General features: G+C 55.1%; 26 protein-coding genes and 1 pseudogene. 12 read left to right on the forward strand and 15 right to left on the reverse strand.

Annotated elements, in window-relative coordinates; translation table 11 throughout:
- Positions 1–16: 16 nt before the first annotated feature.
- Positions 17–409, reverse strand: a complete 393-nt coding sequence (locus PMYSY11_RS20870) for a helicase (protein WP_069899899.1) — start codon at positions 407–409, stop codon at positions 17–19.
- Positions 410–883: 474 nt separating this feature from the next.
- On the opposite strand from PMYSY11_RS20870, the gene PMYSY11_RS20875 reads away from it, so the two are divergent.
- Positions 884–1615: a response regulator transcription factor gene (locus tag PMYSY11_RS20875; protein WP_010489160.1), complete on the forward strand. Its 732-nt coding sequence runs from the start codon at positions 884–886 to the stop codon at positions 1613–1615.
- A 402-nt stretch (positions 1616–2017) separates the two neighbouring features.
- Here the strand turns inward: PMYSY11_RS20875 and PMYSY11_RS20880 are convergent, their stop codons facing one another.
- The 3 genes from PMYSY11_RS20880 to PMYSY11_RS20890 form a co-directional block, all read right to left on the reverse strand.
- Positions 2018–2422 (reverse strand): DUF6957 family protein, encoded by a 405-nt coding sequence (locus PMYSY11_RS20880; RefSeq protein ID WP_010489158.1) that lies wholly within the window; start codon positions 2420–2422, stop codon positions 2018–2020.
- 120 nt (positions 2423–2542) lie between these two features.
- Positions 2543–3943, reverse strand: a complete 1401-nt coding sequence (locus PMYSY11_RS20885) for a DEAD/DEAH box helicase (protein WP_069899900.1) — start codon at positions 3941–3943, stop codon at positions 2543–2545.
- Entirely contained in the window at positions 3940–4530 is a 591-nt protein-coding gene (locus tag PMYSY11_RS20890; RefSeq protein ID WP_090509922.1) for a hypothetical protein, read from the reverse strand. The genes PMYSY11_RS20885 and PMYSY11_RS20890 overlap by 4 nt, the downstream gene beginning before the upstream one ends.
- Before the next feature lie 101 nt (positions 4531–4631).
- Between PMYSY11_RS20890 and PMYSY11_RS20895 the strand changes: the two genes are divergently transcribed.
- Positions 4632–4865 (forward strand): helix-turn-helix domain-containing protein, encoded by a 234-nt coding sequence (locus PMYSY11_RS20895; RefSeq protein WP_029529631.1) that lies wholly within the window; start codon positions 4632–4634, stop codon positions 4863–4865.
- 585 nt (positions 4866–5450) lie between these two features.
- Here the strand turns inward: PMYSY11_RS20895 and PMYSY11_RS20900 are convergent.
- On the reverse strand, positions 5451–6830 hold the full coding sequence (locus PMYSY11_RS20900; protein WP_069899901.1) for a heavy metal sensor histidine kinase: 1380 nt from the start codon (positions 6828–6830) through the stop codon (positions 5451–5453).
- Positions 6827–7510: a heavy metal response regulator transcription factor gene (locus PMYSY11_RS20905; protein WP_069899902.1), complete on the reverse strand. Its 684-nt coding sequence runs from the start codon at positions 7508–7510 to the stop codon at positions 6827–6829. The genes PMYSY11_RS20900 and PMYSY11_RS20905 overlap by 4 nt, the downstream gene beginning before the upstream one ends.
- Positions 7511–7717: 207 nt before the next feature.
- Here PMYSY11_RS20905 and PMYSY11_RS20910 point away from each other — a divergent pair, with 207 nt between their 5' ends.
- The 6 genes from PMYSY11_RS20910 (at position 7718) to PMYSY11_RS20935 (ending at position 12547) form a co-directional block, all read left to right on the forward strand.
- On the forward strand, positions 7718–8077 hold the full coding sequence (locus tag PMYSY11_RS20910; RefSeq protein ID WP_010489146.1) for a co-regulatory protein PtrA N-terminal domain-containing protein: 360 nt from the start codon (positions 7718–7720) through the stop codon (positions 8075–8077).
- Between the two features lie 163 nt (positions 8078–8240).
- Positions 8241–8798 carry a cupredoxin domain-containing protein gene (locus PMYSY11_RS20915; protein ID WP_010489144.1) on the forward strand — a complete coding sequence of 186 codons (558 nt, stop codon included), beginning with the start codon at positions 8241–8243 and terminating at the stop codon, positions 8796–8798.
- Between the two features lie 147 nt (positions 8799–8945).
- Positions 8946–9479 (forward strand): cupredoxin domain-containing protein, encoded by a 534-nt coding sequence (locus tag PMYSY11_RS20920; RefSeq protein WP_010489142.1) that lies wholly within the window; start codon positions 8946–8948, stop codon positions 9477–9479.
- 93 nt (positions 9480–9572) lie between these two features.
- Entirely contained in the window at positions 9573–9818 is a 246-nt protein-coding gene (locus PMYSY11_RS20925; protein WP_069899903.1) for a DUF2933 domain-containing protein, read from the forward strand.
- Positions 9819–9823: 5 nt separating this feature from the next.
- On the forward strand, positions 9824–12190 hold the full coding sequence (locus tag PMYSY11_RS20930; RefSeq protein WP_079235564.1) for a heavy metal translocating P-type ATPase: 2367 nt from the start codon (positions 9824–9826) through the stop codon (positions 12188–12190).
- Between the two features lie 156 nt (positions 12191–12346).
- Positions 12347–12547 carry a heavy-metal-associated domain-containing protein gene (locus PMYSY11_RS20935; protein WP_029529721.1) on the forward strand — a complete coding sequence of 67 codons (201 nt, stop codon included), beginning with the start codon at positions 12347–12349 and terminating at the stop codon, positions 12545–12547.
- Between the two features lie 106 nt (positions 12548–12653).
- Here the strand turns inward: PMYSY11_RS20935 and PMYSY11_RS20940 are convergent, their stop codons facing one another.
- From PMYSY11_RS20940 to PMYSY11_RS20950, 3 genes are all read right to left on the reverse strand, one after another.
- Positions 12654–15002, reverse strand: coding sequence for a S8 family peptidase (locus PMYSY11_RS20940; RefSeq protein ID WP_010490708.1), 2349 nt, complete (start codon positions 15000–15002; stop codon positions 12654–12656).
- A gap of 188 nt (positions 15003–15190) precedes the next feature.
- On the reverse strand, positions 15191–16174 hold the full coding sequence (locus tag PMYSY11_RS20945) for an AAA family ATPase (RefSeq protein ID WP_010490707.1): 984 nt from the start codon (positions 16172–16174) through the stop codon (positions 15191–15193).
- A 103-nt stretch (positions 16175–16277) separates the two neighbouring features.
- Complete coding sequence (locus PMYSY11_RS20950) at positions 16278–16883, reverse strand: DUF6088 family protein (RefSeq protein WP_010490704.1); 606 nt, start codon at positions 16881–16883, stop codon at positions 16278–16280.
- A 364-nt stretch (positions 16884–17247) separates the two neighbouring features.
- On the opposite strand from PMYSY11_RS20950, the gene PMYSY11_RS20955 reads away from it, so the two are divergent.
- Positions 17248–19818 carry a heavy metal translocating P-type ATPase gene (locus tag PMYSY11_RS20955; RefSeq protein ID WP_069899904.1) on the forward strand — a complete coding sequence of 857 codons (2571 nt, stop codon included), beginning with the start codon at positions 17248–17250 and terminating at the stop codon, positions 19816–19818.
- A gap of 87 nt (positions 19819–19905) precedes the next feature.
- Here the strand turns inward: PMYSY11_RS20955 and PMYSY11_RS20960 are convergent, their stop codons facing one another.
- The 5 genes and pseudogenes from PMYSY11_RS20960 to mreA all read right to left on the reverse strand — a co-directional run bounded on the left by PMYSY11_RS20960 (position 19906) and on the right by mreA (position 22732).
- On the reverse strand, positions 19906–20040 hold the full coding sequence (locus PMYSY11_RS20960; protein WP_010490700.1) for a YHYH domain-containing protein: 135 nt from the start codon (positions 20038–20040) through the stop codon (positions 19906–19908).
- 107 nt (positions 20041–20147) lie between these two features.
- Positions 20148–20866, reverse strand: a pseudogene (locus tag PMYSY11_RS20965) (TraX family protein).
- Positions 20863–21303 (reverse strand): YqaA family protein, encoded by a 441-nt coding sequence (locus tag PMYSY11_RS20970; RefSeq protein WP_010490696.1) that lies wholly within the window; start codon positions 21301–21303, stop codon positions 20863–20865. The pseudogene PMYSY11_RS20965 and the gene PMYSY11_RS20970 overlap by 4 nt, the downstream one beginning before the upstream one ends.
- Before the next feature lie 4 nt (positions 21304–21307).
- Positions 21308–22435 (reverse strand): nickel/cobalt efflux transporter, encoded by a 1128-nt coding sequence (locus PMYSY11_RS20975; RefSeq protein WP_069899905.1) that lies wholly within the window; start codon positions 22433–22435, stop codon positions 21308–21310.
- A 9-nt stretch (positions 22436–22444) separates the two neighbouring features.
- The gene (mreA, locus tag PMYSY11_RS20980) at positions 22445–22732 is read right to left on the reverse strand and encodes a metal-sensing transcriptional repressor MreA (RefSeq protein WP_075723354.1); all 288 of its coding nucleotides are present in this window, start codon (positions 22730–22732) and stop codon (positions 22445–22447) included.
- 118 nt (positions 22733–22850) lie between these two features.
- Here mreA and PMYSY11_RS20985 point away from each other — a divergent pair, with 118 nt between their 5' ends.
- From PMYSY11_RS20985 to PMYSY11_RS20995, 3 genes are read left to right on the forward strand one after another with little or no spacing between them, the layout of a single operon-like run.
- The gene (locus PMYSY11_RS20985) at positions 22851–23210 is read left to right on the forward strand and encodes a hypothetical protein (RefSeq protein ID WP_010490690.1); all 360 of its coding nucleotides are present in this window, start codon (positions 22851–22853) and stop codon (positions 23208–23210) included.
- A 47-nt stretch (positions 23211–23257) separates the two neighbouring features.
- On the forward strand, positions 23258–23992 hold the full coding sequence (locus PMYSY11_RS20990) for a HupE/UreJ family protein (RefSeq protein ID WP_069899907.1): 735 nt from the start codon (positions 23258–23260) through the stop codon (positions 23990–23992).
- A gap of 15 nt (positions 23993–24007) precedes the next feature.
- Entirely contained in the window at positions 24008–24670 is a 663-nt protein-coding gene (locus tag PMYSY11_RS20995) for a transmembrane anchor protein (RefSeq protein WP_069899908.1), read from the forward strand.
- A gap of 130 nt (positions 24671–24800) precedes the next feature.
- On the opposite strand, the gene PMYSY11_RS21000 is transcribed toward PMYSY11_RS20995, so the two are convergent.
- Positions 24801–25193, reverse strand: coding sequence for a YkvA family protein (locus PMYSY11_RS21000; protein ID WP_069899909.1), 393 nt, complete (start codon positions 25191–25193; stop codon positions 24801–24803).
- Positions 25194–25223 lie beyond the last annotated feature (30 nt).

Here is a 25223-nt window from a genome sequence, read left to right on the forward strand (position 1 = left end):
CAAGCTTAGCGGCCACTCACGCGGCGCGTTTCTCGCTTTTGGGCTTCCTGGGTACAAGGTACTTGGTCAGCCCCTGGAACCAGATGACCAGCGCCGGATTGCCCTGAATCTGAATGTCTTTATTCTGAATGCCCTGCATAAACGCCAACTGCTTGTTCTTGGCATTCATGGTGGCGAAACCGTAGGCACCGTCTTTGAACCCCAGAGCAAATGCAGGCTCGCTGACCGGGCCGCGCTTGCTGGTAATACGTTGGTCTTTGACGATGAAGTGACGGGCGATTTTGCCGTCGAGTGTATGCAACTGAAAGACCATGTCGCGGTTCAACAGCTGCTCCTGAAACGCAGGATTTTCGCGACTAGCCTTGGCCATCAGACGACCAAGCATCCACAACAGAAAACGGAATTTCATGCACACAGCCTCGAAGCGAAAATGGATCGGCGGTGCATTGTAGCGATTTGCCCTAATGAGCTACAGCGGTCGTTGCGAGCGCCGCGAAACCGCGCAAATAAGGGCCTGATCACAACCAGCAACGCTAAAGTCTGACGTCGTATCTTTACCGCACAGCTTTAAACGCTAAAAGCATCCAGCAGCGCGCAGTCGTGAACAGGCTCTTGCCCCGAGACATGCCACGCCCCGGGAAGCCGCACTCAGTTAACAGCGTCTTTCAATAACCATCATAAAAACGTTTCAAAATTCACAATTTTCTATTTATTCATTTAAAATTAATCACTTAGAGGTAACTCCTATGTGATATTAGTCAATTCGTTTCAATTAAAGCCATTAACTCCCTGAATTCTTTGGGGAAGTGATCTGGATCGCAGTGATTTTGAAACATCGATCGCTAGGCGACCCTCCCCCATACGATCTATGAGCTGCCAGAAAATGATACGTTTTAAAAAACCGGTGCCATCCAAGCTGCTTGTCATACACGAACATCCCGCCCTCCGCGCACGTGTTCGCAAGCATCTGGAGTCATCGGGATACACGGTGGTTGAAGCTGGTAACTGTAAAGAGGCTATCGCCATCATGCATACACACTGCTTCGAAGGGATAATTGTCGATAACGACATGGAGGATTATGAGTCAGCATCTCCCCTTTCGGCTCGTAGCATTACTGTGAACTCTAAGACCCCGTGTTTAGTACTTGCCACAAGTCGAATCAATCGAAAGCAGGTAAAGGATTTCAACTCAGCGCTAGATGATTACTTGTACAAGCCTTTCAGGCCGTGCGTTCTCATCAAGCATGTGCATGGCGTACTAAAGGCCTCTGGTGGGAGAGAGCATTTAAGGCTTAGAGATTCCGCAACCTATGCATTGCCAGGGGCAGAAGGAGTTAATCTAAAAAAACTCAAACTTCCCCCTAAACAAATGATTTTGCTTCAAATTTTAATCAGTAACTCTCCCCGAGTTGTAAGCAAAGCTTATTTCGCAGACGCCCTTTATTCACATAATAACCAGGAATCAAAAACTTATAACGCTTTAGAGTCATTAGTAGCTCGCTTACGTCAAAAGCTACGCGACGAAAATTCCAATGTGAAGATAAAATCTGTCCGAGGCGTTGGGTATAGAGCATCTATTAATGTAATAGCGAAATCGCAAATTCAGAAACCTTAACCTACGGAAATACTAAACATCCCGCAGCCTATGAAAACGCCACTCTATTCGGCATATTTTCTGGTTAAACTTCTTAAAGCTGCCAGGCAGCTTCAGTAGCAGATAGCACAGAAAGTGGCGAACTGCAGCTCAGGGCCGTTATTTTCTGACGCGACAATCACGAGGCACTGAAAAAACCAAATGAACTGAGTCAGCCGAGAAACGGAGGGAGCCCATATTTAACCGCAAGCCCCTTCAAAATTCACCTCTGCTTGGATATTGCGGGAGAAGGCGTGTATCCGCTTCCCGTACATCTTCGCGTAGAGAAGCATCTCTTGAAAGCTGTTCCAGAAACTCTTAAATTTGCACGATTACACGCGAACGCTCTTGAATCCTAATCATCTGGAAACTCACCGCCGCTGATTAAAATATACTGGTAACGACAGTTGGCTCTGCTGTCTTTCGGCTTCCTGCGCCCAAGAGGATGTAGACACTATTTTTGGTTTCAAAAAGAAAATCACTTTTTAGATTGACCAATAGCGTACTCCTAACCCAGTCGCCTGGTGCAAATCGACGAGCACTATCAGTTACTACGGAGTGAGCATAGAGAAGGATCGGCTGGAGACCTTGGTTTTTAAGCAATGCCTTTTTGTCATCTGAAATATCGAGATCAACTAAAACCCATTGCCTTACAGAACAATATGGCTTCCCAGGGCACAGCTCTTGAGCCAGCGCGATGCTAGCGGCCTCGTCGTCACAGGTACTATCTATTACCTCGCCTTCAGTTAATAAAAAATCATTAAACTTCTCAAGTTTAGTGCCTGCCATTTAATTATCTTTTGCCCCTATCCATGATTACTATTTACTTCGACTATTTATCGAGCCAATGTCGCGGACGGCCATATTAACCCCGCGCACGGCTACTACATTGCCTATGGAGTCACAGCATCAAAAACAAGCCAAAAGCTGCTGCCTGTAATACTGGGAAAAACTCACCTGATAACCTGGTTCGACTGCAAAGTCCTCTAGTGAAATTATGTTCGTAGTTGCAGCCTCAATAGGTTGCTCTTTGCCATATCCAATACTGTCATCCAGATTATTGATATTGTCCGCTGCCTCTATCGAACTGGGCGTTGAGCCTGAAGTGGAAGCAGGCATCTGCACCTCGTTCAACACCGCCAGGTCTTCCGGCAAATCATCCGCAACTCTCTCAGCCATACACTGCAGCGTCGGCTCTGCCAACATAAACAGCCAAGCTTGACCATCGGACTCACCTGTACGCCGAAGCACTCGTCCAAGCACTTGCCGGTAATGCAACTCGGTGCGGATGCGGCTGAGATAGCAGCACACCTGGAGGCGGGGGATGTCCGTTCCTTCGCTAATCATTCCGACGGCGACAATCCAGCGAGAGGAGCTCTGCCGAAACGCATTGATCACCTGCTGCGCATCCGGGGTTTTGTTGGTCACAATGCAGCACCCCCCACCCCTCAATTCCAGAGCCTGAGCAATTTGATGGGCGTGCTCAATGTCAGTGGCAACAACTAAACCAGCAGCATCCGGCTTGATTTGGCGAAGCTCATTGAGCTTGCTACAGCCAAGATCGAGTAGCCGGTTGATCACATCATCATGGCGCAGCAGTTCTTCATAGGTGACAGGTGACTCCCCCAATAGCTTGGCAATACTGGGGAACATTCTGACTGTACTCTCAGGGCCCATTTCCTCGGTCAGCTTTACCTTCTGATTGTCTAGCAAGACAATACGAGGAGAACGGCATACCGCATCGGCAATGGCCTCTTTCAGTCCGTATCGGTAATCACAGATCAAGTGTCCTTCTGGCGTCGAGTAGCGGGCTAAAACAATAGCCCGATCATCCGAGCGCCATGGCGTACCGGAGAGAGCCAAGGTGAAGGCTGCACGGTCTTGTATCCGATGTAATATCTGCTGCCCCCAGGCGTTACTGAGAAGCGGATCATGGCCAGCGCAATGGTGTATTTCATCGAAGACAACAAGCACACGGTAATCATCAAGAAGCTGCCAGAACCCCTCGTCTCGGTACTCCATGGCTTGGTAGGTGAATGCCGTCCCCACAGCGCCTATTTGGCCATCCAGTCGCCTGCCAAGTACGTCAGCAAAGGTTGAGCGGAAGCCTTCGACAACCTGACAGGATGGCGCGAAGCACATCACCAGATCGATTCTGTCCTGCTTAAGCATTCTGCTGGCTAGCTCTGCCGCCATGCGTGTCTTCCCGGCTCCCGGCGTCGCCTGGCAGAAGAAGTGCGGTGTGCTGGTAAAGTGTTCCAACGCCGTGTCTATGCAGCTGAGTTGCCAGCCCCGCAGCGATGTGGTCATCGTGCAGAGTCAAGCGTCTTGATAGTCTTTTCGATAGCGCGAAGATGTCCTAGCAGACGTGAACTGCGATCTCTGGCCTCTAGGTACTCGTCCTCAACCTTGTCCCGCAAATGCGGCATATCTTCTAGGAGCAGCTTGAATCGCTCCGCCTCCCCCATCGAGCACAGAAAGTCCAAGCGGATTTCTTTGTGGAGCGTTTCCAAATGCTGATCCGCGCTGGCTGACGACTCAAGCGGGACAGCCTCAACTTGAAGCTCTGCAGGTTCCGGTTCGGGCTCAGAAGCAGTTTTTAGGCTGTTCTCAAAACCCTTGTCGATCAACTGCAATTGCAGATGTGCCGGAATCGGCTTCAGGTGGTAGACCTGTCCCCTTGGACGACGCTCTTCATCGAGCTCAAGCCAGCCTATACGCAGTAAACGTCGAATTTGCTCATACACATAACGGCGTACATCGGCGACACGAAAAGTCGTACCATCTAGGCGCTTGGCATACGCATCACGCAGTTCACGGGTCGTGAAACTTGTACTCCCTTCTTGCTGAAGCAGCTCATACAGACGCCTGTCGAGGATAAACGAGGCCGATTTCATTGAGGCACCAGAAGAGTTAACGCGAAAAATACGGATTATAGTCCGTGGCTCGTGCGTCCGCAAACCCACGATAGTGCCGCCTCAGAGAAATTGAGGCGATCATGGATAAATTGGCGAAAGTGTTAGGGGAGCGCATCCGAACACAAAGGAAGATTCGCCACATGTCTCAGGATGTACTGGCATTGGCCTGCAGTATCGACCGTAGCTACATGGGTCGGATCGAGCGTGGCGAAGTAAACATCACCATCGAGAAGCTGTATCGCATCGCTGGTGAGCTGGCCTGCGATCCATACTGTCTTTTGCCTCCGGTGTCCGAGCTGCAATCGCCTGATTGATACTGGTGGCGCCTGGCGTTTGTACTGACTGCTTGGATTTGCTTTTCGGGCCCAGAGTGCCGGCCTGGCCCACTCACACATGAATTTTTACACCCGCATAGTTTCTGGGTTATTCGGGTTCCGACAGCGAACCAAGGTATATCAATAGCGCTTCAGTGCCTTTAATCTGATGCAATGTGCAGCCTTTATGCAGATGGCCGGTCCAGTAAGCACCTGCTCGGCCCTCGCATCGTCACTTAGTCGCCAAGGCCAATAATCACTTGGTGCGCCATATGGCTGTGCAGGTCATGGCTGCTAGCATGCCCCAAGAAGATCCCCAGCCCTGGCGATACCCAGGGTATCCACGCCAGCAAACACCCCAGGGAATGGTCATTGAACGCCTCTGGCTTTTGTGATGCGCGGCTATTCAATTTTGCAGATTTCGGCCTGAAAGCCTCATCAAGAAGACATGGCCCTTGCGCCATGGCTGGCGATCAGGCTTGCGCTGGGGGGGGCGTGCAACACAACTCCACCGCCCGTGGTAGCGACAAAGCTTTGTGCTTATCGCTCAAGTTCGCTCTTAACTCGTCTTTGATCATGACGCCCCTATGATGATTGCTGGGGAAATTCCATGTGGAAGGCTGTGGTGCCATTGCCAGAGGTGCACCAGATCTTTCCTTTGTGAGACTCAACGATGGATTGAGTAATGGCCAAGCCAAGCCCCGCATTGCTTGGGTTGCCTTCACGTCGTGCTGGGTCTACCCGATAGAAACGGTCAAAAAGTTTATCCAGGTGCTCCGGCCTGATGGTTTCACCTGGGTTCTCGATGGTAAGCGTCACAGCACTTACGGTCGACTTGATCGTTACCAATATTGACTTCCCGGCAGGTGTATAGCGCAGCGCATTGGACAACAAGTTCGAGACCGCCCGATCCAGCATCAGTTTGTCACCCAGCACGCTGCCAGTGCCGGTCACAACCAACTGGATGCCTTGCTCGTCTGCTAACAGGTGGTAGTACTCAAACAGCTTGGCGACCACCTCGCTGAACTCTATGCGCGTCTGCTCGGGAATAATCAACCCGTTGTCCGATTTAGCCAAGAACAGCATGTCATCGATCATGCGCGACATGCGTTTCAGATCATCTAAATTTGAGTAGAGGTTCTCCTCGTAGGCTTCAAGGTCGCGTTTTTGGGTGAGTACCACCTCGGTGTGCGTCATCAAATTACTGAGAGGTGTGCGTAACTCATGAGCGATATCGGCAGAAAAATTTGAGAGCCGAACAAATGCGTCGTCGAGCCTGGCAAGCATCGCATTGAACGAAGTCACCAGTTGCTGAAGTTCAAGAGGCACGGGCTCCAATGGAATACGCTCTTTCAGTGAGCGTGCCGACATAGACGTTGCAACCTGAGTCACGTGTCGCAGGGGTCTCAATCCACTACGCGCGACCACCCAGCCCAACACAGCGCTGACCAGTGCGCTAATGACCAAGCCAATCCAGAACCAGCGCTGCAGCGTTTCAAAGAAATGCACATGGTTAGTCACATCGAGAATCAGCAAGACCGTTAGAAGCGCGGGTTCATCCGCTGTTGATACCGGCGCAGTCATACCTCGGTACTTGTGCCCATTTTGCTCCCACTCCCACATACCGTGGTCACGGATGAAGCGGTACTTCTCGGGAACATTGAACAGCTGTGGCTCGGCAAAAAGTACCGTACCGTCGTTTGCCAGGATGATTGCCGCTAAATCGTGGTGAGCTCCTAGCAGCGCTTTTAGCTGAGGCAGCACCTCTTTAATATCTGCATGGCTACGCGTATTGCTAAGGATTTCCTGGGTCGAATCGAGCTTCTCGCTCAGCGTCTGCTGGTCGAGCATCATGAAGTGATGCCGACTGAACTGATTGAAACTCAGGCCGGCCACCGTGAGGACTGCAATAACCGCAAGCATAAACATCAAACTCATGCGTGCGGTCAGCGACAGATACGTCATTGAGACTCCGGCGCATCAAGCATATAACCCATACCACGTGAGGTATGAATCAGCTTCAATTCAAAATCATCGTCAATTTTCGCCCGCAAGCGTCGGATAGCCACCTCGATCACATTGGTGTCGCTGTCAAAATTCATGTCCCATACCTGAGAAGCTATCAAAGACTTGGGAAGGACTTCGCCGCGACGGCGCAGCAGTAGTTCAAGCAACGCGAACTCCTTCGCGGTCAGATCAATTCGCTTGCCACTGCGCACGGCACGCCGCTTAAGCAAATCAACTTCAAGGTCGGCTATATTCATGGTGGTTTGCGTCGGCGAATTATTACCGCGGCGGAGCAATGTCCTGACGCGAGCTAACAACTCAGAGAAGGCGAATGGTTTGACTAGGTAGTCGTCCGCCCCCAGCTCTAAGCCTTTTACACGATCTTCAATACCGTCACGGGCCGTCAGAAATAGTACCGGCACATCCTTGCCTGCAGCACGAATCTTCCGCAGGACTTCCCAGCCATCTAGGCCCGGCATCATCACGTCCAGAATTAACAGGTCATAAGCTTCGCTCAGTGCATGCTGAAGCGCATCAGTTCCCGTCATAACACGGTCGACATTGAATCCAGCCTCTGTGAGGCCCTGTTGCAGGTAAGTGCCTGTTTTTGGCTCGTCTTCAGCGACCAAAAGTTTCATGCGGGCTGTTCCCAAATTTGAATAGCCTGAGTGTGCAGTCAAAACCTTAATCCAACCACAAACTGACGAAAATGTAATCCTAGCCTCAGGCATCTGCAAGGATGACTTGTCTAGGGTGCAGGCATGAGTACTAGGTTGTGCTCTTGGCCCTCGAATGACAAACAGTAAAGAGGAGCCAGTCCCATCTTCAATTTAGGAGACTGCTCGATGAAACTGCTTAAATCTTTAATCCTAGTTAGCTCGCTCCTTTTGACTTCAGCCGTTTGGGCCGAAGGAGGTGCTGCACGCACCCTAGAACGCATCGAAAACATGCGAGACAAAGCCGAAGCGGTGCTGATTCAGGCTGAAAAAGCTCCTGCCAGTGAGCGCCATGTGCACATGAAAGAGCATATGGGGATGCTAGGCGACATGATGAGTCAGCTACACAGTCAGCACCCAGATCCGGGTATTACCACTGAAGAACATCTCGCATGGATGGAGCGACACGACAAACTGGTTGATGACGTCCTCACGCAAATGATCCGTGAGCACAAACTGATGATGGCTGATAAAGAGTGCCACCCTTAAAAATCCCCATCTTCAAGGCCTTCATGATTGCTCCTTTGGCCTAGCGGTACCTCGACGGTGCCGCATTTTTTTCAAGCTGACCATTTTGTAGTTTCGGGGGTTAGTCCCCGGCAGAATGCTGGGAATAGCATGAGACTTCTAACCACCTCAATGAGGTCTCATCATGAAACGTTCACCTTCACAACCCTTGGGCACAGCACTTCTCTTCGCAGCTGTAGCTCAAGCCTCTGCGCAAACGTCCAGCAGTGCACCCAACATTGTCCAGCAGACCCAAGCGCCCCCATCTACGCGCGCCGGTTTCATCAAGATGGATGACATCAGCTACGGCCAGGAATCTATCAATGTAAGGCCTGGCGAAACTGTTCGCTTCGTGTTGAAGAATAAAGGAGCGCTGATGCATGTATTCAATACCGGTAAAGCCATAGCGCAACTGATACATCAACGCGAAATGGCTGCTTTGTTCAAAAACGGCACGCTGACGCCAACAGGCAAAGCAAAGTCCATCGTCTGGCATGAAAGATCGGGCCTAGAAGACTCCGACCCACCGGGTATACCTGAAGTCGTAGAAGAAATACATGATGATCCTAACGCCATCCTTGTTGAGCCTAGCACTACCAAGGAATTCGTCTGGACCTTCCACGACACGGCCAATCTCAACTTCTCCTGCACCCTGCCTAGACAGGATCAAGCGAGGATGGTCGGTAAGTTCGCAATGCGCTGAGAGAAAAATCAGGTTCTCCCTGCCAAAGCCACGCTGCACCCGATTTCAGTACATATTTCAGATATGTAGTTTTCGCGTAAGCCAACTGACAGCATTGCCTAGTTAGCATCAATACTGTGCCCAACAACGCCATTTCAGAGATTCATTATGAAAACCAAACTAACTTCATTTTTTCTCGCCACAGCCCTAATTTTTTCCGCCTCTGCTGTCATGGGCAGCCCGAGCCATAGCAAAAGTGAGATTGGCCAACCAGAAAACGTCAAGAAAGCCGACCGCACCATTGAGATCAAGATGGGCGATATCTTTTTCGAGCCGAAGAGTATTGATATCAAAGCAGGAGAAACCATCCGCTTCGTACTCAAAAATGATGGCTCGCTGCTGCATGAGTTCAACTTGGGCATAGCAGCTGCACATGCCGCACATCAAAAAGAAATGGCCGCAATGTTTCAGAACGGCACGCTGTCTCCAACGGGCGCGCAGAATATGAGCAAGATGGGTCATGCCATGGGCGGGATGAAGATGGTCGATATGAAACACGATGATCCAAACAGTGTTTTGATCAAGCCGGGCGCCACTGAAGAACTGGTGTGGACCTTTACCAAGACAACGGGCCTTGAGTTCGCTTGCAACATACCAGGCCATTACCAATCGGGGATGGTCGGCAAAGTGAACGTACGCTAAGCGTTAAGTTCGGATTGATGTGCATAAATCTAGGTGAGTGCAATAGCGACTACTGTCAACTCACTTATGATTCAATTTCGTGAGGATCGCGCCATGGACCACACCCACTACTCAGACTCAAAACTGTTTTTCTGGAAAGAAAAAACTGGCATTGCGATAATTATGTTGGCAGTCATCGGCGTGTTTTATGTGGCCCGCGAGCACGTTGACCACCTCCCTCAAGTATTGCTTTATTTGATTCTGTTGCTGTGCCCGCTGATGCACATATTCGGTCACAACCACGGTGATCACTCCCATCGAGGTGATGCTGATACCCCCAAGGATGACAACAGGAAGTGAACCTTATGCACACCAATCCGGACCATCTCGACCATCAGCACTCCAAGCATCATGAAGACCAACACGGGAGTCAGCATGATCCGGTGTGCGGCATGGCCATCAAACCAGACAGCCCATTCAATGACAGCCACGAAGGTCAGACATACCGCTTCTGCAGCGCGAAATGCCAGGAGAAGTTTCGCGCAGACCCTACCCGCTACGTGAACCGTCCCCAGCATGATGAGCATATACATCATGAAACACCGCTTACCGCACATAGAGCCTCTGGGTCTGCGGAGTACACCTGCCCGATGCATCCGGAAATACGTCAGCCACAACCTGGCAATTGCCCCATCTGCGGCATGACCCTGGAGGCAGTGATCCCGGAATTAGAGGAAGAGGAGAATTCAGAACTCAAGGATTTCTCCCGGCGCTTCTGGTGGACGCTCCCTCTCACGATCATCGTGACAGTCTTGGCGATGGCCGGCCACTCATTAACGCTGTTTCATGGTGCAACACAGAACTGGGTTGAGCTTGCCTTGGCGACGCCTGTGACCCTCTGGGGCGGCTGGGTATTCTTTGCCCGTGGCATCGACTCGATCCGCCATCGCAGCCCAAATATGTGGACACTCATTGGCCTGGGTACCTCGGCAGCCTACCTCTACAGCGTTGCCGCGACCCTGGCCCCACAGCTATTCCCTCAAGCCTTCTTCCAAGACGGGCGCATTGGTGTCTACTTCGAAGCTGCGGCAGTAATCATTTCCCTGACATTATTGGGCCAGATGCTCGAACTCAAGGCTCGCTCACAAACCTCAGCCGCTATCAAATCGCTATTGGGTCTGGCTCCCAAAACCGCGCGGCGCATCAAGCCTGACGGCCAGGAAGAAGATATTCCGTTGACCCATGTGCACCTAGGCGACCATCTGCGAGTACGCCCCGGCGAGAAAGTCCCAGTGGACGGCAGCGTTCTCGAAGGCGAAAGCGCCGTTGACGAGGCCATGCTGACCGGCGAGCCGCTTCCGGTGACCAAGCGCGTTGGCGATACCCTGATCGGCGCAACCATGAATACCCACGGTAGTCTGGTCATGCAGGCGCAAAAGGTAGGGGCCGACACCATGTTGTCCCAGATCGTGCAAATGGTCGCCAGAGCACAGCGCTCCAAGGCACCCATGCAGCGTATGGCCGATGCGGTAGCGGGTTACTTCGTGCTTGGCGTGATCGCTACCGCGATCCTCACGTTCTTCGGCTGGGGCTTGTTCGGTCCGGAGTCGGGCTGGGTATTCGGCCTGATCAACGCGGTTGCAGTACTGATCATTGCCTGCCCCTGTGCACTGGGCCTGGCGACCCCCATGTCGGTGATGGTATCGACCGGCAAGGCTGCCACCAGTGGCGTCTTGTTCCGCGATGCCAGTGCCATAGAGAACCTGTGCAAGATCGATACGCTGATCGTCGACAAGACCGGCACGCTGACCGAGGGACGGCCTGTATTCCATAGCGCAGAAGGTGTCGGCCCGTTCGAACCGAACGAGGTGCTGCGATTGGCTGCAAGCCTTGATCAAGGCAGTGAGCATCCGCTGGCCCATGCAATCGTTGATTACGCCCGCGCTCAGGGCATTGAGTTGGCCAAGCCGGACTCTTTCGAGTCGGGCTCAGGCATCGGTGTGCGCGGCCAAGTAGAAGGTCGGCAGCTGCAATTGGGTAATACAGCGTTGATGGAAGACGCCGGAGTAGATGCCACCCCTCTGAGCAACCGTGCAGAGCAGCTCCGCCTGGAGGGCATCAGCATTGTCTACTTAGCGGTGGATGGTGTCCTGGCAGGACTTCTGGCTGTCTCCGATCCGATCAAGCCGACCTCCAAACAAGCAGTCACCAGGCTTCAAGAGCTCGATGTGAAAGTCATCATGGCCACTGGCGATGGGCTTACAACCGCAAGGGCTGTTGCCAGGGAGTTGGGTATCGAAGAAGTCCATGGCGAGGTTAAACCTCAGGACAAGGAAAAGTTGGTTGCCGATCTGCAGAGCTATGGCCGCCGAGTAGCCATGGCTGGCGATGGTATCAACGACGCCCCCGCGCTGGCTCGTGCCGATGTGGGTATTGCGATGGGAACCGGTACAGATGTGGCGATGAACAGTGCTCAGGTGACCCTGGTCAAAGGTGATCTGATGGGCATCTTACGGGCAAGAACATTGTCCGTGGCCACGGTAAAGAACATGCGGCAGAACCTAGCCTTTGCCTTCATCTATAACGCCATGGGAATTCCACTCGCAGCAGGGGTGCTTTATCCCCTGACTGGCCACTTGCTGTCGCCCATGATTGCGGCATTGGCTATGAGCATCAGTTCAGCATCGGTTGTATTCAACGCATTGAGACTGCGGAAAACCCGCATCGACTGAAATGAGCATGTATCTAACGCCAGCTGGCAGGCACCGGAATTCAATCAACTCCGAAAGAACATCTACTGGCGCTAAACAACAGGCTTGACCTTACCAACGTGTCAAGGTCGATGCTCAGGTTACGGCATCTTTGCCGCCTAACTAACAAGGTGATTTATGTTCGTTTTACAGGTATCAGGAATGGGTTGTGGCAGTTGCGTAAGCAAGATCACAAAGGCAATTCAGGCGGTAGATGAAACCGCAAAAGTGGAGATTGACCGTGCTGCCGGTAAGGTATCGGTAGACAGCCAAGAACCCGCGGAATCTATCCGCAAGGTGATTCAGGATCTGGGCTATACCGCGCAGGTCAGCCCGTAAGAGTCGACTGGGTTGTGATCGACTCCTTTTGACACCCTCAATCCGAGCTTTTGCGAGCGATGAGGTCATGGCTTCAGGGCCATGGCCTCATTTGAAACCCTTGATCTCAGACCAGGACCGCTGCCTGTGCTTCGATCAGAGATTCCACTGCCGCGTAGAGGTCAACTTCCGTTTGCGGAGTCCTGATCGACACCACCAGACTGTACCTCACGGTGTCGTCATATCGCTGCTGCTTAACAAGCGTTTTCCACCACCCCAGTGCGGGATAGATACCAAGCATTCCCCGTCCTGCCAGTTCGGCTGCAGTACCTCGCCAGATATCCGAGTGGAGTGAGCCTCGATGCCGTGTCTGGGTACCGAGCAGCCAGTTCGGATCTGAGCCGCCGCCCTGGTAGCCACCTTCTTCCTCATCCCGTGCACGCTTGTTGATACGCTGGCGGAACTGGTCACGGTCTTCGTTTGGGCGGCTGACATCGAAGCGTAGGCCATGCGACTCGTAGCGATAACGCCCCTTGATACCGCGTTCGGCTATACCGGGGTTTGGCTCTACGAAGTAGGAAAGTGTCACTCGCATTTCCACATCGATGTTGCCTAAGTTGAGCAGTTCCTCCTGCGGCCAGGGAAGCAGATGAAGATGCATATCCCGCGCGGTGGGCGGCTTGGTGCCCTGCCTCATGAACGGCCTGAGATGGTCCTCGACAATCATGGTCAAGGAGTCGCCAGCACTCCACAGGGCACGATTTAGGTCTGGCACGCCAAAGCCGCAGTGCTTGACCAGATTTTCGTAGCCGGCCTTGGTACCGGCAGCAAGGAAGTCCTGCCGCATGCGATCAGGCCACTCAGCTGAGTGCACGATTAAAGCTCGTACAGTCTCGGGCCAGAACTGTGGGTAGTTCGTCGATACTTGTGCTGCCATGCGAGCTGCTAGCGCGGATGCTGCGCTGGTGGCGCTGGTCGTCGTCAAAAGCCGTTGTTCTGGTTCGTGTGCCGTGGTTACCAGGGAAAGACAGGGCTCGGTGTATGCTTGTTGCCCGTCTGTGGCCAGGTTACCTCCTTCAAACACTACATCGGGTTTCAAGGGCCAAGCCGAGTTGCTCCAGGTCCCCGAAGTCGTGCTGTATGGGCTGAGGCTGCCTGCGGCAGCGATCGGGCGCAATCCAGGGTTGGGAGGGTCGATAGTGACCTTCTGGGTGTAAGCGCCTACGCACAGTGCATTCCAGGCCTGGGCCGGATCATGGATTCCGTCGGTGGTGGTGTTATGCGGGTAGTGGGTGGCCTGGTTCTTGTCCGCATTGCCGGCGGACACGACGATAAGCCGAGGGTTAGCTCTCTCTCCCAACACGTCGGATGCGAGCTCATCAACTGCAGCTGACCATGCGGAGGGGCGGCCGCGATCTCGGTCGTCGAGGCTGGTGATCGCCATGCTGTAGACCCTGCGCACTTCCGGCTTGGCGGTATCCGCCTGGGTTACGGCGTCGATCATCAAAGCGCCGTAGGGCTCCTTTTGATTTCCCTGGGCTGCGGGGAGCAATTTCACCGACTCAAGGCGATGCTCGATCGAAATCGGGTTCTGTCCGTTGAGAGGGTCAAACAGATCACCATAAAGGGCGATTCCTGCGAGCTGTGTGCCATGACCCGTAGTATCCGCAAGACCCCAGTTGTGGTTGACGGTGTAGAGGTCATTCGCGTCAATGTGCTGAGTTAAGAGTGGGTGGCCCCGATTGACTCCGGTATCTAGAAGGCAGACGCGGATACTGCCGCCCCCTGCGGGGGTGGTTCGCTCAAGCAGGTTCTCTACCCATTCTCTTTGTTCTAGCGGCGCAAGGGCATCAAAAAATTCGGCGGTGTCCTTGGCTCTACGAATCTCGGCGACTTCATTGAGCAGCAAGAGTGACCGAGTGATGGCTGCTCGCGAGGCATAAACGTTGAGCACTGTCCGCTCAGGAAACTTCAGCTCTTTTTCGGATGTATGAAAGCCACATGCTTCGGCAACCGACTTAAAGCGATTTAGCACTGCTTCACGGCCTTCCCTGATAGGCAACCAGAATTCCCACCAAATGGTTTCGTTTTCATCTGGCGGCAACACTGCGGGATCATCAGTCCACAGGGCGTTGAAAGCTGCGACTCGGATTTCTTGGATTGGATTCAGGAGCGGAGCGTTGCGCGGACTCCCCTTGGAGGTCTCCACCTCCAGGTATTGCCTGACGAGGTTCTCAAAGGCTTTGAGCTGACCATCTGGAACGAATACCGTGGCGAAGTCAGTATTCGTGGCGGGGTCATGACGCAGGTTCATGAGCTCAATGCGCTGAGCGCCTCGGGCAAGGCCTTCGAATGCAAGCGCGTAACCAGGCTCGCTGCGGAATTCGATTTGCAGGCCGTACCCACCTTCAGACCTGTCTCCTTGTCGCATTTGCCTTTCAGATGCTTCGCGCTGCAGCTGCACTGCAGAGGCCATCTGACCGCTGACATGTTGGAGTTGAGCGAGTAGTTTTCCGCCATGAGCCCCTCGGTTTGGCGTGGGGTAGCGAGGGTCTCGTGTTGCTGATGCTGTGGATCGGAACCGTTCGGGTAGTCCCTGTCCCTGAAGATGAAAGTGAGGCCGTTGTCCGTTGATCGATTCCGTCATCTAAATGCTCTACTACGTTAGGAGTGCCGTCTCCCGTGGAAAGTCTTCCGTTCTTCAAGGTGCCTTTCCACGTCTTTGACCGCCATCTCGGTACGGTCATGAATGATCGTGTCCTTGATCGCGTCGTCTGCCGCCCTCGCAAGTTCTGCATGGCTGAGCCCCTCTGCGACCTTGCAGAGTTTGTCCCAGCTGCGAATCGACTTGGAAAAGTTCGCTAGTCGATTCTTGAGCACAGCCTTGGTCTGTTCCTGATTGGGCAGTCCGTATTCGATAACATCATCGAAGCGTCGGAACAAGGCGTAGTCAAGAATTTCAGGGTGATTGGTGGCAGCGATGATCAGGCTATTGGATTGGTCCTGCTCGATCATCTGCAGAAAGCTGTTCAGGACGCGACGGATTTCGCCCACGTCGTTGGCAAGACCACGCTGGGAACCGATGGCATCGAATTCGTCGAAAAAATAAATGCCGCGAGTATCGCGAATGGCATCAAAAATCTGACGCAGCTTGGCTGCGGTCTCACCCATGTACTTGGTGATGAGGCTATCAAGGCGGACGATGTAGAGCGGAATCCCGAGCTCGCCGGCAAGCGCCGAGGCGGTCATGGTCTTGCCGGTACCAGGTGGCCCAACCAAAAGCAGCTTGCGGCGAGGGGAGAGGCCGTGTGCGCGAATCTTCTCGAAGTTGCGCTGCTCATTGATGATTCTTCCAAGACGGGCATGAGTGGCCTCGTCCAGAATCATTTCCGAAAAGCGGGTCTTTGGAAGAGCTACTGACAGCAGGTTACTCAGCTCGCCGCGAGGCTGCCCGATGGGCACCGGCTGACCGGAAGGCAGACGATTTTTCTTGGCCGAATCAATTAGAGCCCGCAAATCTTCTGCAAGCTTCCCGTGACCCTGCTTAGCCTCATGGGCCGCCATCTGCATAGCAACGGCAAGGAAATGCGTGTCATCTCCCTTGATATGCGAGCGCAGAAGCGCTTTCAGTTGTTCGCCGCTAGCCATGGTTTCTACCTTTGCGTAGGGGTTAGTTTAATCGTTAAGACCCGCTTCTGGCCTTGAATACGTCAACTTTTATTCGCACAAGCAATCAGTGTCTGGCCTGAGTTCAACGCAATTCATTTAACATCGCGGCCCTGCCAAGGGCGGTGGCCATCCAGCTGGGAAGGCTCGCACGGACCGAACCCAGGCTTTCCCACTCCACTTCCGCTAAGTGTCGACGAAGTTTCTGGGCCGAATTTTCAGCCTGATCTTTACCCACCCAGGCCATCGCCCTGAGCGCATCCCCGGCTGGCGTCGCCCCCAATGAGAACAGCCAGTAGGGAGCGTGCTGGAAGTAAATTGTCCGGGAGCCGACTACCAACCGCTTACTGCGCCCTGTGGTCAGGTACACCTCTTTAGTAGAAGCAGCTAGCGTCAACCCCATTGATCTCGCGGCCTGTGCGCCATCGAGCGAGATGCACTGCTTACCCTGAGCGGCGATTGATTTCGCCAATGACTCTGCCGACGGTGCCCTGGTCTGGTCTTTTTCACGCACCGGCGCGACGTAAATACCGCGCGCTATTCGCATCAGTTGCCCGGCTTTAGCCAAGCGACAAAACGCCTGATCAACCGCCGCACGACTTCCAAGATGAAGAAACTCCTTGGGCGCAAGAACCCCACCTTCGCTTAGGGATTGGCTGCGTTCCAAGATCGCTTGCGGGATCGATCGCATATGAAAGCTCGGCTCATATCAATGTCAGATATTTGATTACACTTCTGACATTTGAGCAATGACCGTTCGTCTTTTGTCGCCAGGATTGGGCTAACCGGCTCTTTCTAGGCTGCGCTGAACGTCACGACTGCGCGACAGCTAAAGCGGCACAACTGCGCGCGCATGCGGAACAGGCGTGGACCAAGCAGCTGTCACCCAAAAGTTCTTAGCGTGCGGGCTCTGCCCAGAAGCAGATACGGGCTGCGGCAGTGTCGACGGCAGTTCGAACTGACGCGCCGTGAATTAAATCGCCCACAGGCCTTGACCTTCCCACACGGGGAAGCTTGAAACTTCTCCTCAACAGAAACATTCAAGGGATATTTCAATGGCTTCCGTTGCCCAACAAGACGTCAATCCATCCATGCCCTCAGTCACTCGCCTGAGTCTGCCTATCGAAGGCATGACGTGTGCCTCGTGTGTTGGCCGCGTCGAACGCGCGCTGAAAGAGGTCACCGGCGTGCAGATGGCCTCGCCCAATCTGGCCACCGAGCGCGCCGACATCACTTTCACGGGCTTGGCCGACTCGCAGGCCGCTGTGCGCGCCATCGAGAGCGCCGGCTACACCGTTCGCGAAGAGACCACCGAGCTCGCGATCGAGGACATGACCTGCGCATCATGTGTGGGCCGGGTTGAGAAGGCGCTCGCAAAAGTCCCTGGCGTGCTTGAAGCCACTGTCAACCTGGCGACCGAGAGCGCGCGGGTGCGCCACCTTGCCGGTGTCGCCTCCATCGCCGACCTTGAAGCGGCGGTCGAACAGGCGGGTTACAAGTCCCGCCGCGTGTCTGCCGAAACGCCGACTGCGGGCGATCAGGACGCCGAGCGTCGTGAGAGCGAGGCGAGGGCGCTGCGGCGCGATTTGCTTGTTGCATCCATCCTCACCCTGCCAGTCTTCATCCTTGAGATGGGCTCTCACCTCATTCCCGCCATGCACCATTGGGTGATGGGGGTCCTGGGCCAGCAGACGAGCTGGTATATACAGTTCGCGCTTGCCACCCTGGTCCTGTTCGGCCCGGGCCTGCGCTTCTTCCGCAAGGGCGTACCGGCGTTGCTGCGCATTGCTCCCGACATGAACTCGCTGGTCTCGCTCGGCACTGCGGCTGCTTACGGCTATTCGGTGGTCGCGACCTTTATCCCCAAAGTGCTCCCGCAAGGTACAGCCAACGTCTATTTCGAAGCTGCCGTGGTCATCGTGACCTTGATCCTGCTCGGGCGCACGCTGGAGGCGCGCGCCAAGGGGCGAACGTCGCAGGCGATCAAGCGGCTCGTCGGGCTGCAGGCCAAGACCGCGCGTGTCGAGCGCAACGGCGAGACGATCGAAATTGCGCTCGATCAGGTAACGACAGGTGACGTCGTGCTCGTTCGTCCGGGCGAGAAGGTTCCGGTCGACGGCGAGGTCGTCGACGGAACCTCTTATGTTGACGAGAGCATGATCACCGGCGAGCCGGTGCCCGTGTCGAAGGGAGCGGGAGCCGAGGTCGTCGGCGGTACGATCAACAAGACGGGCGCTTTCAGTTTCCGCGTAACCAAGGTCGGCGCGAACACGATGCTCGCGCAGATCATCCGCCTCGTCGAAGAAGCGCAGGGCTCCAAGTTGCCGATACAGGCGCTGGTCGACAAAGTGACTATGTGGTTCGTCCCGGCGGTGATGGCGGCGGCCGCGCTGACCTTCCTGGTCTGGTTGATTTTCGGCCCAGACCCGGCGCTGACTTTCGCGCTCGTGAATGCGGTCGCGGTTCTCATCATCGCCTGCCCTTGCGCCATGGGGCTGGCCACGCCGACCTCGATCATGGTCGGTACTGGCCGCGCGGCCGAATTCGGCATTCTCTTCCGCAAGGGCGAAGCCTTGCAGGCGCTGCGCGATGTGAGCGTGATCGCTCTCGATAAGACCGGCACACTGACTAAAGGACGCCCCGAACTGACTGACCTCGTCCCTGCCGAGGGCTTCGAATACAACGAGGTCTTGACTCTCGTTGCTGCGGTCGAAACCCGCTCCGAGCATCCAATCGCAGAAGCGATTGTCGCAGCCGCAAAGCAGGCGAATTTCGCGCTCGCACCCATCGAGGGCTTCGAGGCGACACCAGGCTTCGGCGTGTCGGCAAAGGTCGCCGGTCGGACCGTCGCTGTCGGCGCGGACCGGTTCATGACGCAGCTCGGTCTTGATGTGTCGAGTTTCCTGCCAGCCGCCCAGCGTCTTGGCGAGCAAGGCAAGAGTCCGCTCTATGCCGCGATCGACGGCCGCTTGGCGGCGGTTATCGCGATCGCCGATCCGATCAAGGAAACGACGCCCGCGGCGATCAAGGCGCTGCACGCGCTCGGGCTCAAAGTCGCGATGATCACCGGTGACAACGCTGCTACAGCCGCAGCGATCGCCAAGCAGCTCGGCATCGATGAAGTCGCTGCCGAGGTCTTGCCCGACGGCAAGGTCGCAGCACTGAAGAAGTTCCGGACCAATGGCGCGCGGGTCGCCTTCGTGGGCGACGGTATCAACGACGCGCCGGCACTCGCAGAAGCGGACGTTGGGCTGGCCATCGGGACGGGAACCGATGTGGCGATCGAGGCAGCTGACGTAGTACTGATGTCGGGTGACCTGCGTGGCGTGCCGAACGCCATCGCGATCAGCCAGGCAACGATCCGCAACATCAAGCAGAACCTGTTCTGGGCCTTCGCCTACAACGCCGTGCTGATTCCGGTCGCAGCGGGCGCGCTCTACCCGGTGAACGGCACGCTGCTTTCGCCAATCTTTGCGGCTGCCGCGATGGCTTTCTCAAGTGTCTTCGTGCTCGGGAATGCACTCCGGCTCAAGCAATTCAGGGCCCCCATGACCGCCGAAACTCGTACCGAGACGCCGATTAGCAGTACGACATCGAACAAACCACGCCTGGTGAATAGTCGTTAATCCTAGGGATCAGAAACCATGACTGACGAATAAGGAAGTTAACTGGCCGCCACAGATGAAAGGCGGCTAGCCGCTACTGGCAAATGCTTAATGGCAGTGGTAATCGCCCGTTTTGTGGTTGCGATGACAGCCTTTGGAATCCGTACCGCCGCTGTGGGCAAGGGCTGCCACGGAGGTTAAAGCGAGAACAGCAGCAATCAGGACAGCAGAAAACTTCTTCATGAGGAACTCCTTTTCAGTCTCTTGTTATATGTGACACACGTCACGCTTTAACGGTATGGCAAAAGGCCTTCATTGCGCAAGAAGGTTTCTGAAGAGAGGCATCATCACTAACTGAGCGAGCGGATCAGGTGCAGAGCTGCTAGATGGCCGGGGTAGAACCAATAGCCCCAGCGCTTGACCGGCCAAACCCTGAAATGACGCACCCGACGCAGCAGCCATAGTCCAAGCAAGGGGGCGGCAAACGCTGTAAACATGATTAGCAGCGTATAGGGCTGCACCTCCCACTCCGCGACCCATCGGCTGCGACTGTTGGCTAGTACGCAAAGTGCAGCAGGCAATAGCCACACAGGGCCGGGACGCTGAATAGCTAGTAGCAATGCTGCCGGCAGCAGAGCGCCGAAAACCCCATACATCAGGCGCTCTTGAATCAGCACAGCCACGGTTACGCCGGCCAGAGCCAGGACAAAACCGTCGCGCCCACGGTGATGCGCCCCCCAGACGATAAGCAGGCCCAGCATCAGTGAGGGCATTACATTGTGCGTGCTGCTGTCACTGGAAAGCAGGTGATAGGGCAGCTCAGAAATCACCGAAAACGCAGCCATCCAGCCCAGATAGCGAACATTGTCATCGGTGTACCCCCCCCAGATCGAGGGCGTGCGACATTGGCTGCAATCCCCAGGCAGAACAGCGGAAAGGCAAGCCGACCAATTATGAATAGCCAATCAGCCGCCTGTGGCCAGAGGTAGCGTAAGTGATCCAAGAGCATGGTCAGCATCGCCAGCCACTTGATCAGATCCAGGTTGGCGTCGCGCCCTTGCGGGCTCATCCGAGCCACCCCAGCGTAACGCCCGCCAGCAGCAGATAGCGGGCGGCCTTGGCCAGCGTCACAATCAACAGAAAACTCCAGAAGGGTTCGCGCATGACACCCGCCACAACGGTGAGTGGATCACCAATGATCGGCACCCAGCTGAGCAGCAGCGACCAACGACCGAAGCGGTGATAAGCCTGCTGGGTCTTTTCTAGTCGGCTTTCGCTGACTGGAAACCAGCGTTTGTGCCGGTAATGTTCGATAGACCGACCCAGCAGCCAATTCAGTACGGAGCCCAATACATTGCCCGTTATCGCCACCGCCAGTAGTGTCCAGACCGTATAACGGTCAGTCAGCAGCAATCCGACCAGCACCGCTTCCGACTGCATGGGTAGCAGCGTGGCGGCACCGAAGGCGGCGAGGAACAGGCCGACATAGCCGGATAACTCCAACATCACGCTAGGCGTTCAGGCCGTTCCAACCATGGACGCCGACGTAAATCCCCACGCCGATAATCAACAGGCTGGACAGGTACGGGGCCCGACGCGCCACGGTGCCAAACCAAGGCCAACGATTGGACGCTTGGCGTGCGCCGAGAGCGGCGGCGGCACCAACAGTGACTAGGGTAATGGCCAGACCAATGCTGAAGCACAGCACCAAGACGGCTCCGAGCGCGACCTCCTTAACTTGCAGGCAGAGCAGCAGCACGGTGATTGCTGCTGGACAGGGAATCAGGCCGCCCGTAAGGCCGAACATGATGATCTGGCCAGTGGTGACGTTACGGTTGCTGAAGCGCGTACGGATGTCATTGGCATGCGCGCGCTCATGGGCATCCTGATAGCCCTCTAGCGACAGCTCCAGCCCCTCCCGCTCGGTATGCGCTTTATCATGACCGTGGCTGTGCTCGCGGAACTCCAAGTCATAGTCGTGGGAGTGACCGGCATGGCCCAGGCTCAGGCGTGCGGTGAACTCATGAGGCTCGGGAATCTCGTCCAGTGACTCTAGGTAGTCACCCTGATCCGCAAAGCGAAACTGTTGGGCAAACCCATCGGGGCGAGTCGTCAGCAGGCTCACTTCAGCAGCTGGCCAGTCATGGCCAGCCAGGTTCCTCAATCGCCAGCGCGGCGGGACGCTTTCTTCGAAGATCGACAGCTCGACACGACCGTGCCCGGTGTCAATGCGGTGCGTTTCATCGTGATGTTCATGCGGATGCTCATCACCTTCCTCGAAGCGCCACATCTGCTCGCCCCGCCAGGTACGCCAAAGCATCCACACCGCGATGACAATGATGATCGCGGCAGAGGCTAGCTGGAAATACGGCTCGGTGGTTTCGGCGTCCAGGTTCTGACCGAGGTACATGCCGGCCATTGCCACAGCCCACACAACCGCAGTGTGCGAGAGCGTTGCGGCCAATCCCAGGAGCACCGCTTGCTTCACTGAACCACGAATGGCCACGATGAACGCTGCCATCATGGTCTTTGAATGCCCCGGTTCAAGACCGTGCAAGGCTCCTAGAAGGATAGCGCTGGGAAAGTACAGCCAGGCCTGCGAGGCCCCCTGTTGTAGCAGTTCGGCGAAGCTCGACATGAGAGGAACCTAGAGGTACTTGGTGATTTGCTTGAAGTCTTCAAGAGATGTGCGCTCGCCTGTTGCGAGTGCTTCGACTGTGTGCTCCAGGCAGTGGTCAATGTGATCTTGGATAAGCACACGCTTGGCCTGGCAGACGGCTTTTTCAACAGCATGCAGCTGCTGAGCGATATCGACGCAGGCCCGATGATCTTCGATCATGGTGACGATGCTGCGCAGATGGCCCTCCGCTCGCTTCAACCTTTTGACGATATCGCTATGACTTTGGTGCTGGTGGCCGTGTTCGTGATCGCTCATGCCTTGAGTCTCATGCATCAATGAATTACGCTCGCATGCTATCCCCCTGGGGGGGATACGGTCAAACCGACAGCCTCTCCAGATAAGCCGCCCGCTTAGGTATCGAAAGAACCACGACATGCTCAGCCACCCCGTCAGCACCAAGGTGATTTTTGCCCTTGCTCTCGCCATCATGATGGCTTGGGCAGGACATACCTCTGCGCTGTTTATGGGATCGAGCCAGCAGGCTTGGGATGGTGGCGACACCGATCATTCGCATACCCATGGTGACGAGGCGCTGGCCTGTGCGGCGTACGGGGATCACTGCCACTCGCCTCAGACCGCCGACCATCTGCATGAAACACCGCACCTGACCACGCTGCTGAGTATCACCACACAGCCAGATCGTGCGCAGCCGATAGAAGCCCTTCGCTACTCCATCCCCCCCAGCCCGATCTTTCTGATCGAACGGCCACCACGTCCCATATTCGTGCTCTGACACTGGCCGCCGTGCGGCCCAAGACCACTGCAATTTAGGACTCAACCATGCATTCGCTATTTATGAGCGCAATGGACGCATCGACCGTGCGCCCGAATCGCTCGTTACTACTGTTGCTGCTGTTCACGGCATTGCTGTTTCTCGGCATGCCTGACGCACTGGCCCACGCTGTTGCCGAGGGCGACAAGGGTTTTATCCAAGAAAGCTCGGGGGTGATGGCGCTGCCGTTCATCTACATGGGCGCAAAGCACATGATCACCGGCTACGATCACCTGCTGTTCCTCTTCGGTGTGATCTTCTTCCTCTACCGCCTGAAAGACGTAGGGCTCTACGTCACCCTGTTCGCCGTGGGCCACACGGTGACGCTGCTGCTCGGCGTATTGGCGGAAATCAGCATTAGCTCATACGTGATCGACGCCATCATCGGTTTCTCGGTGGTGTACAAGGCATTGGATAACCTGGGCGCGTTCCAGCGCTGGTTCGGTCATCAGCCGAACACCAAAGCGGCCACGCTGATATTCGGCTTGCTGCATGGCTTTGGTCTGGCGACCAAGATTCAGGAGTACGAGATCTCGGCAGATGGCCTGATCACCAACCTGATCGCCTTCAACGTCGGCGTCGAGATTGGCCAGCTGCTGGCCCTGAGTGCCATTCTGATTGTTATGGGCTACTGGCGTCGTACCGCCAGCTTTTGGCGTCATGCCTACACCGCCAACGTCGCCATGATGAGCGCCGGTTTCCTCTTAATGGGTTACCAGCTCATCGGCCTGATCGTGTCTTAATAAGGAATTCTCAACATGTTCAATACCAAGCTTCCAACCTACAGCGAATTGCCGACCAGCCGCCAACTGCTGCGCTCCACCGTGATCGCCGTGAGTGTTGCCGCTGCCTTGCTGGTCACCGTGGTTATGCCATCGGAATACGCCATCGACCCAACTGGAGCTGGCCGCTTGCTCGGCCTGACCCAGATGGGCGAATTGAAAATAACCCTGGCCGAAGAAGCGGCAACGGATGCAGCTGTTCAGCCAGCGACGGCACCAGTCGTACAGGCCCCCGTGCCTGCTCAGCCGGCACCTCAACAACAAGTTGCGGCAGCAGCCGTGGCGGAACCGGCAGTAGAGCCTCAGCTAACCCTGAAGTCCGATGAGATGACTGTCACGCTGAAGCCGGGCGAGGCTAGTGAAATCAAGCTGGAAATGCTGGACAAGGCCACGATCAGCTACGAGTGGACGACAAATGGCGTACCGGTCAACCACGATACCCACGGTGAGCCCTACAACGGCCCGAATGGCTACTTCCACAGCTACAGCAAGGGTAAACAGGTTAAAGGCGACAAAGGTGAATTCACCGCCATCTTCGACGGCACCCACGGCTGGTTCTGGCGCAACCGCAGCAACAGCGACGTGACCATCACGCTCAAGACCAAGGGCGAATACCTGAGCGTCAAACGAGTTATTTAAAACACGCAGCAATGCTGGGCGTTGATGTCCTCAACGCTCAGCGAACTAGTCGGAAACCACCAAGATTTTACACACTCAACACATCAAGTAGTTTCACTCATGAGCCCAAATGTCGGAGTGCAACCCCGACTCAGTAGCGGGTGTAAAACTTCCAGAGTCCGGCCAACAGTGCCAACCAGAGCAAAATGATCACTATTGCTGCGACTCGACTTACCGGACGCGGTTGCTGGGTCTTTTCCCACGCTAGGGTCAGCTGCCGGCATTCCTCCAGTACAGCCGCAGGCATCAGCTTGATTACTATCCAGATACCCAAAGGTAGCAAGATCACATCGTCCAGGTAGCCAAGGATCGGAATGAAGTCTGGAATTAGATCGATGGGGCTCAGGGCATAAGCGACTACGATGATCGCTACCACTTTCGGCAACCATGGCGTTTGCGGATGCCGGTAACTAAACCACAACATCATCACCTGCCGTTTCAGGGCATTGGCCCAGCCGCGAACTCGTTGCAATACGTTGCTCACTTTCGAGAAACCGGATCAGAGCGGAAGTAC

It is taken from the genome of Pseudomonas marincola (assembly GCF_900682675.2).
In the GTDB taxonomy this organism is placed as follows: domain Bacteria; phylum Pseudomonadota; class Gammaproteobacteria; order Pseudomonadales; family Pseudomonadaceae; genus Aquipseudomonas; species Aquipseudomonas marincola.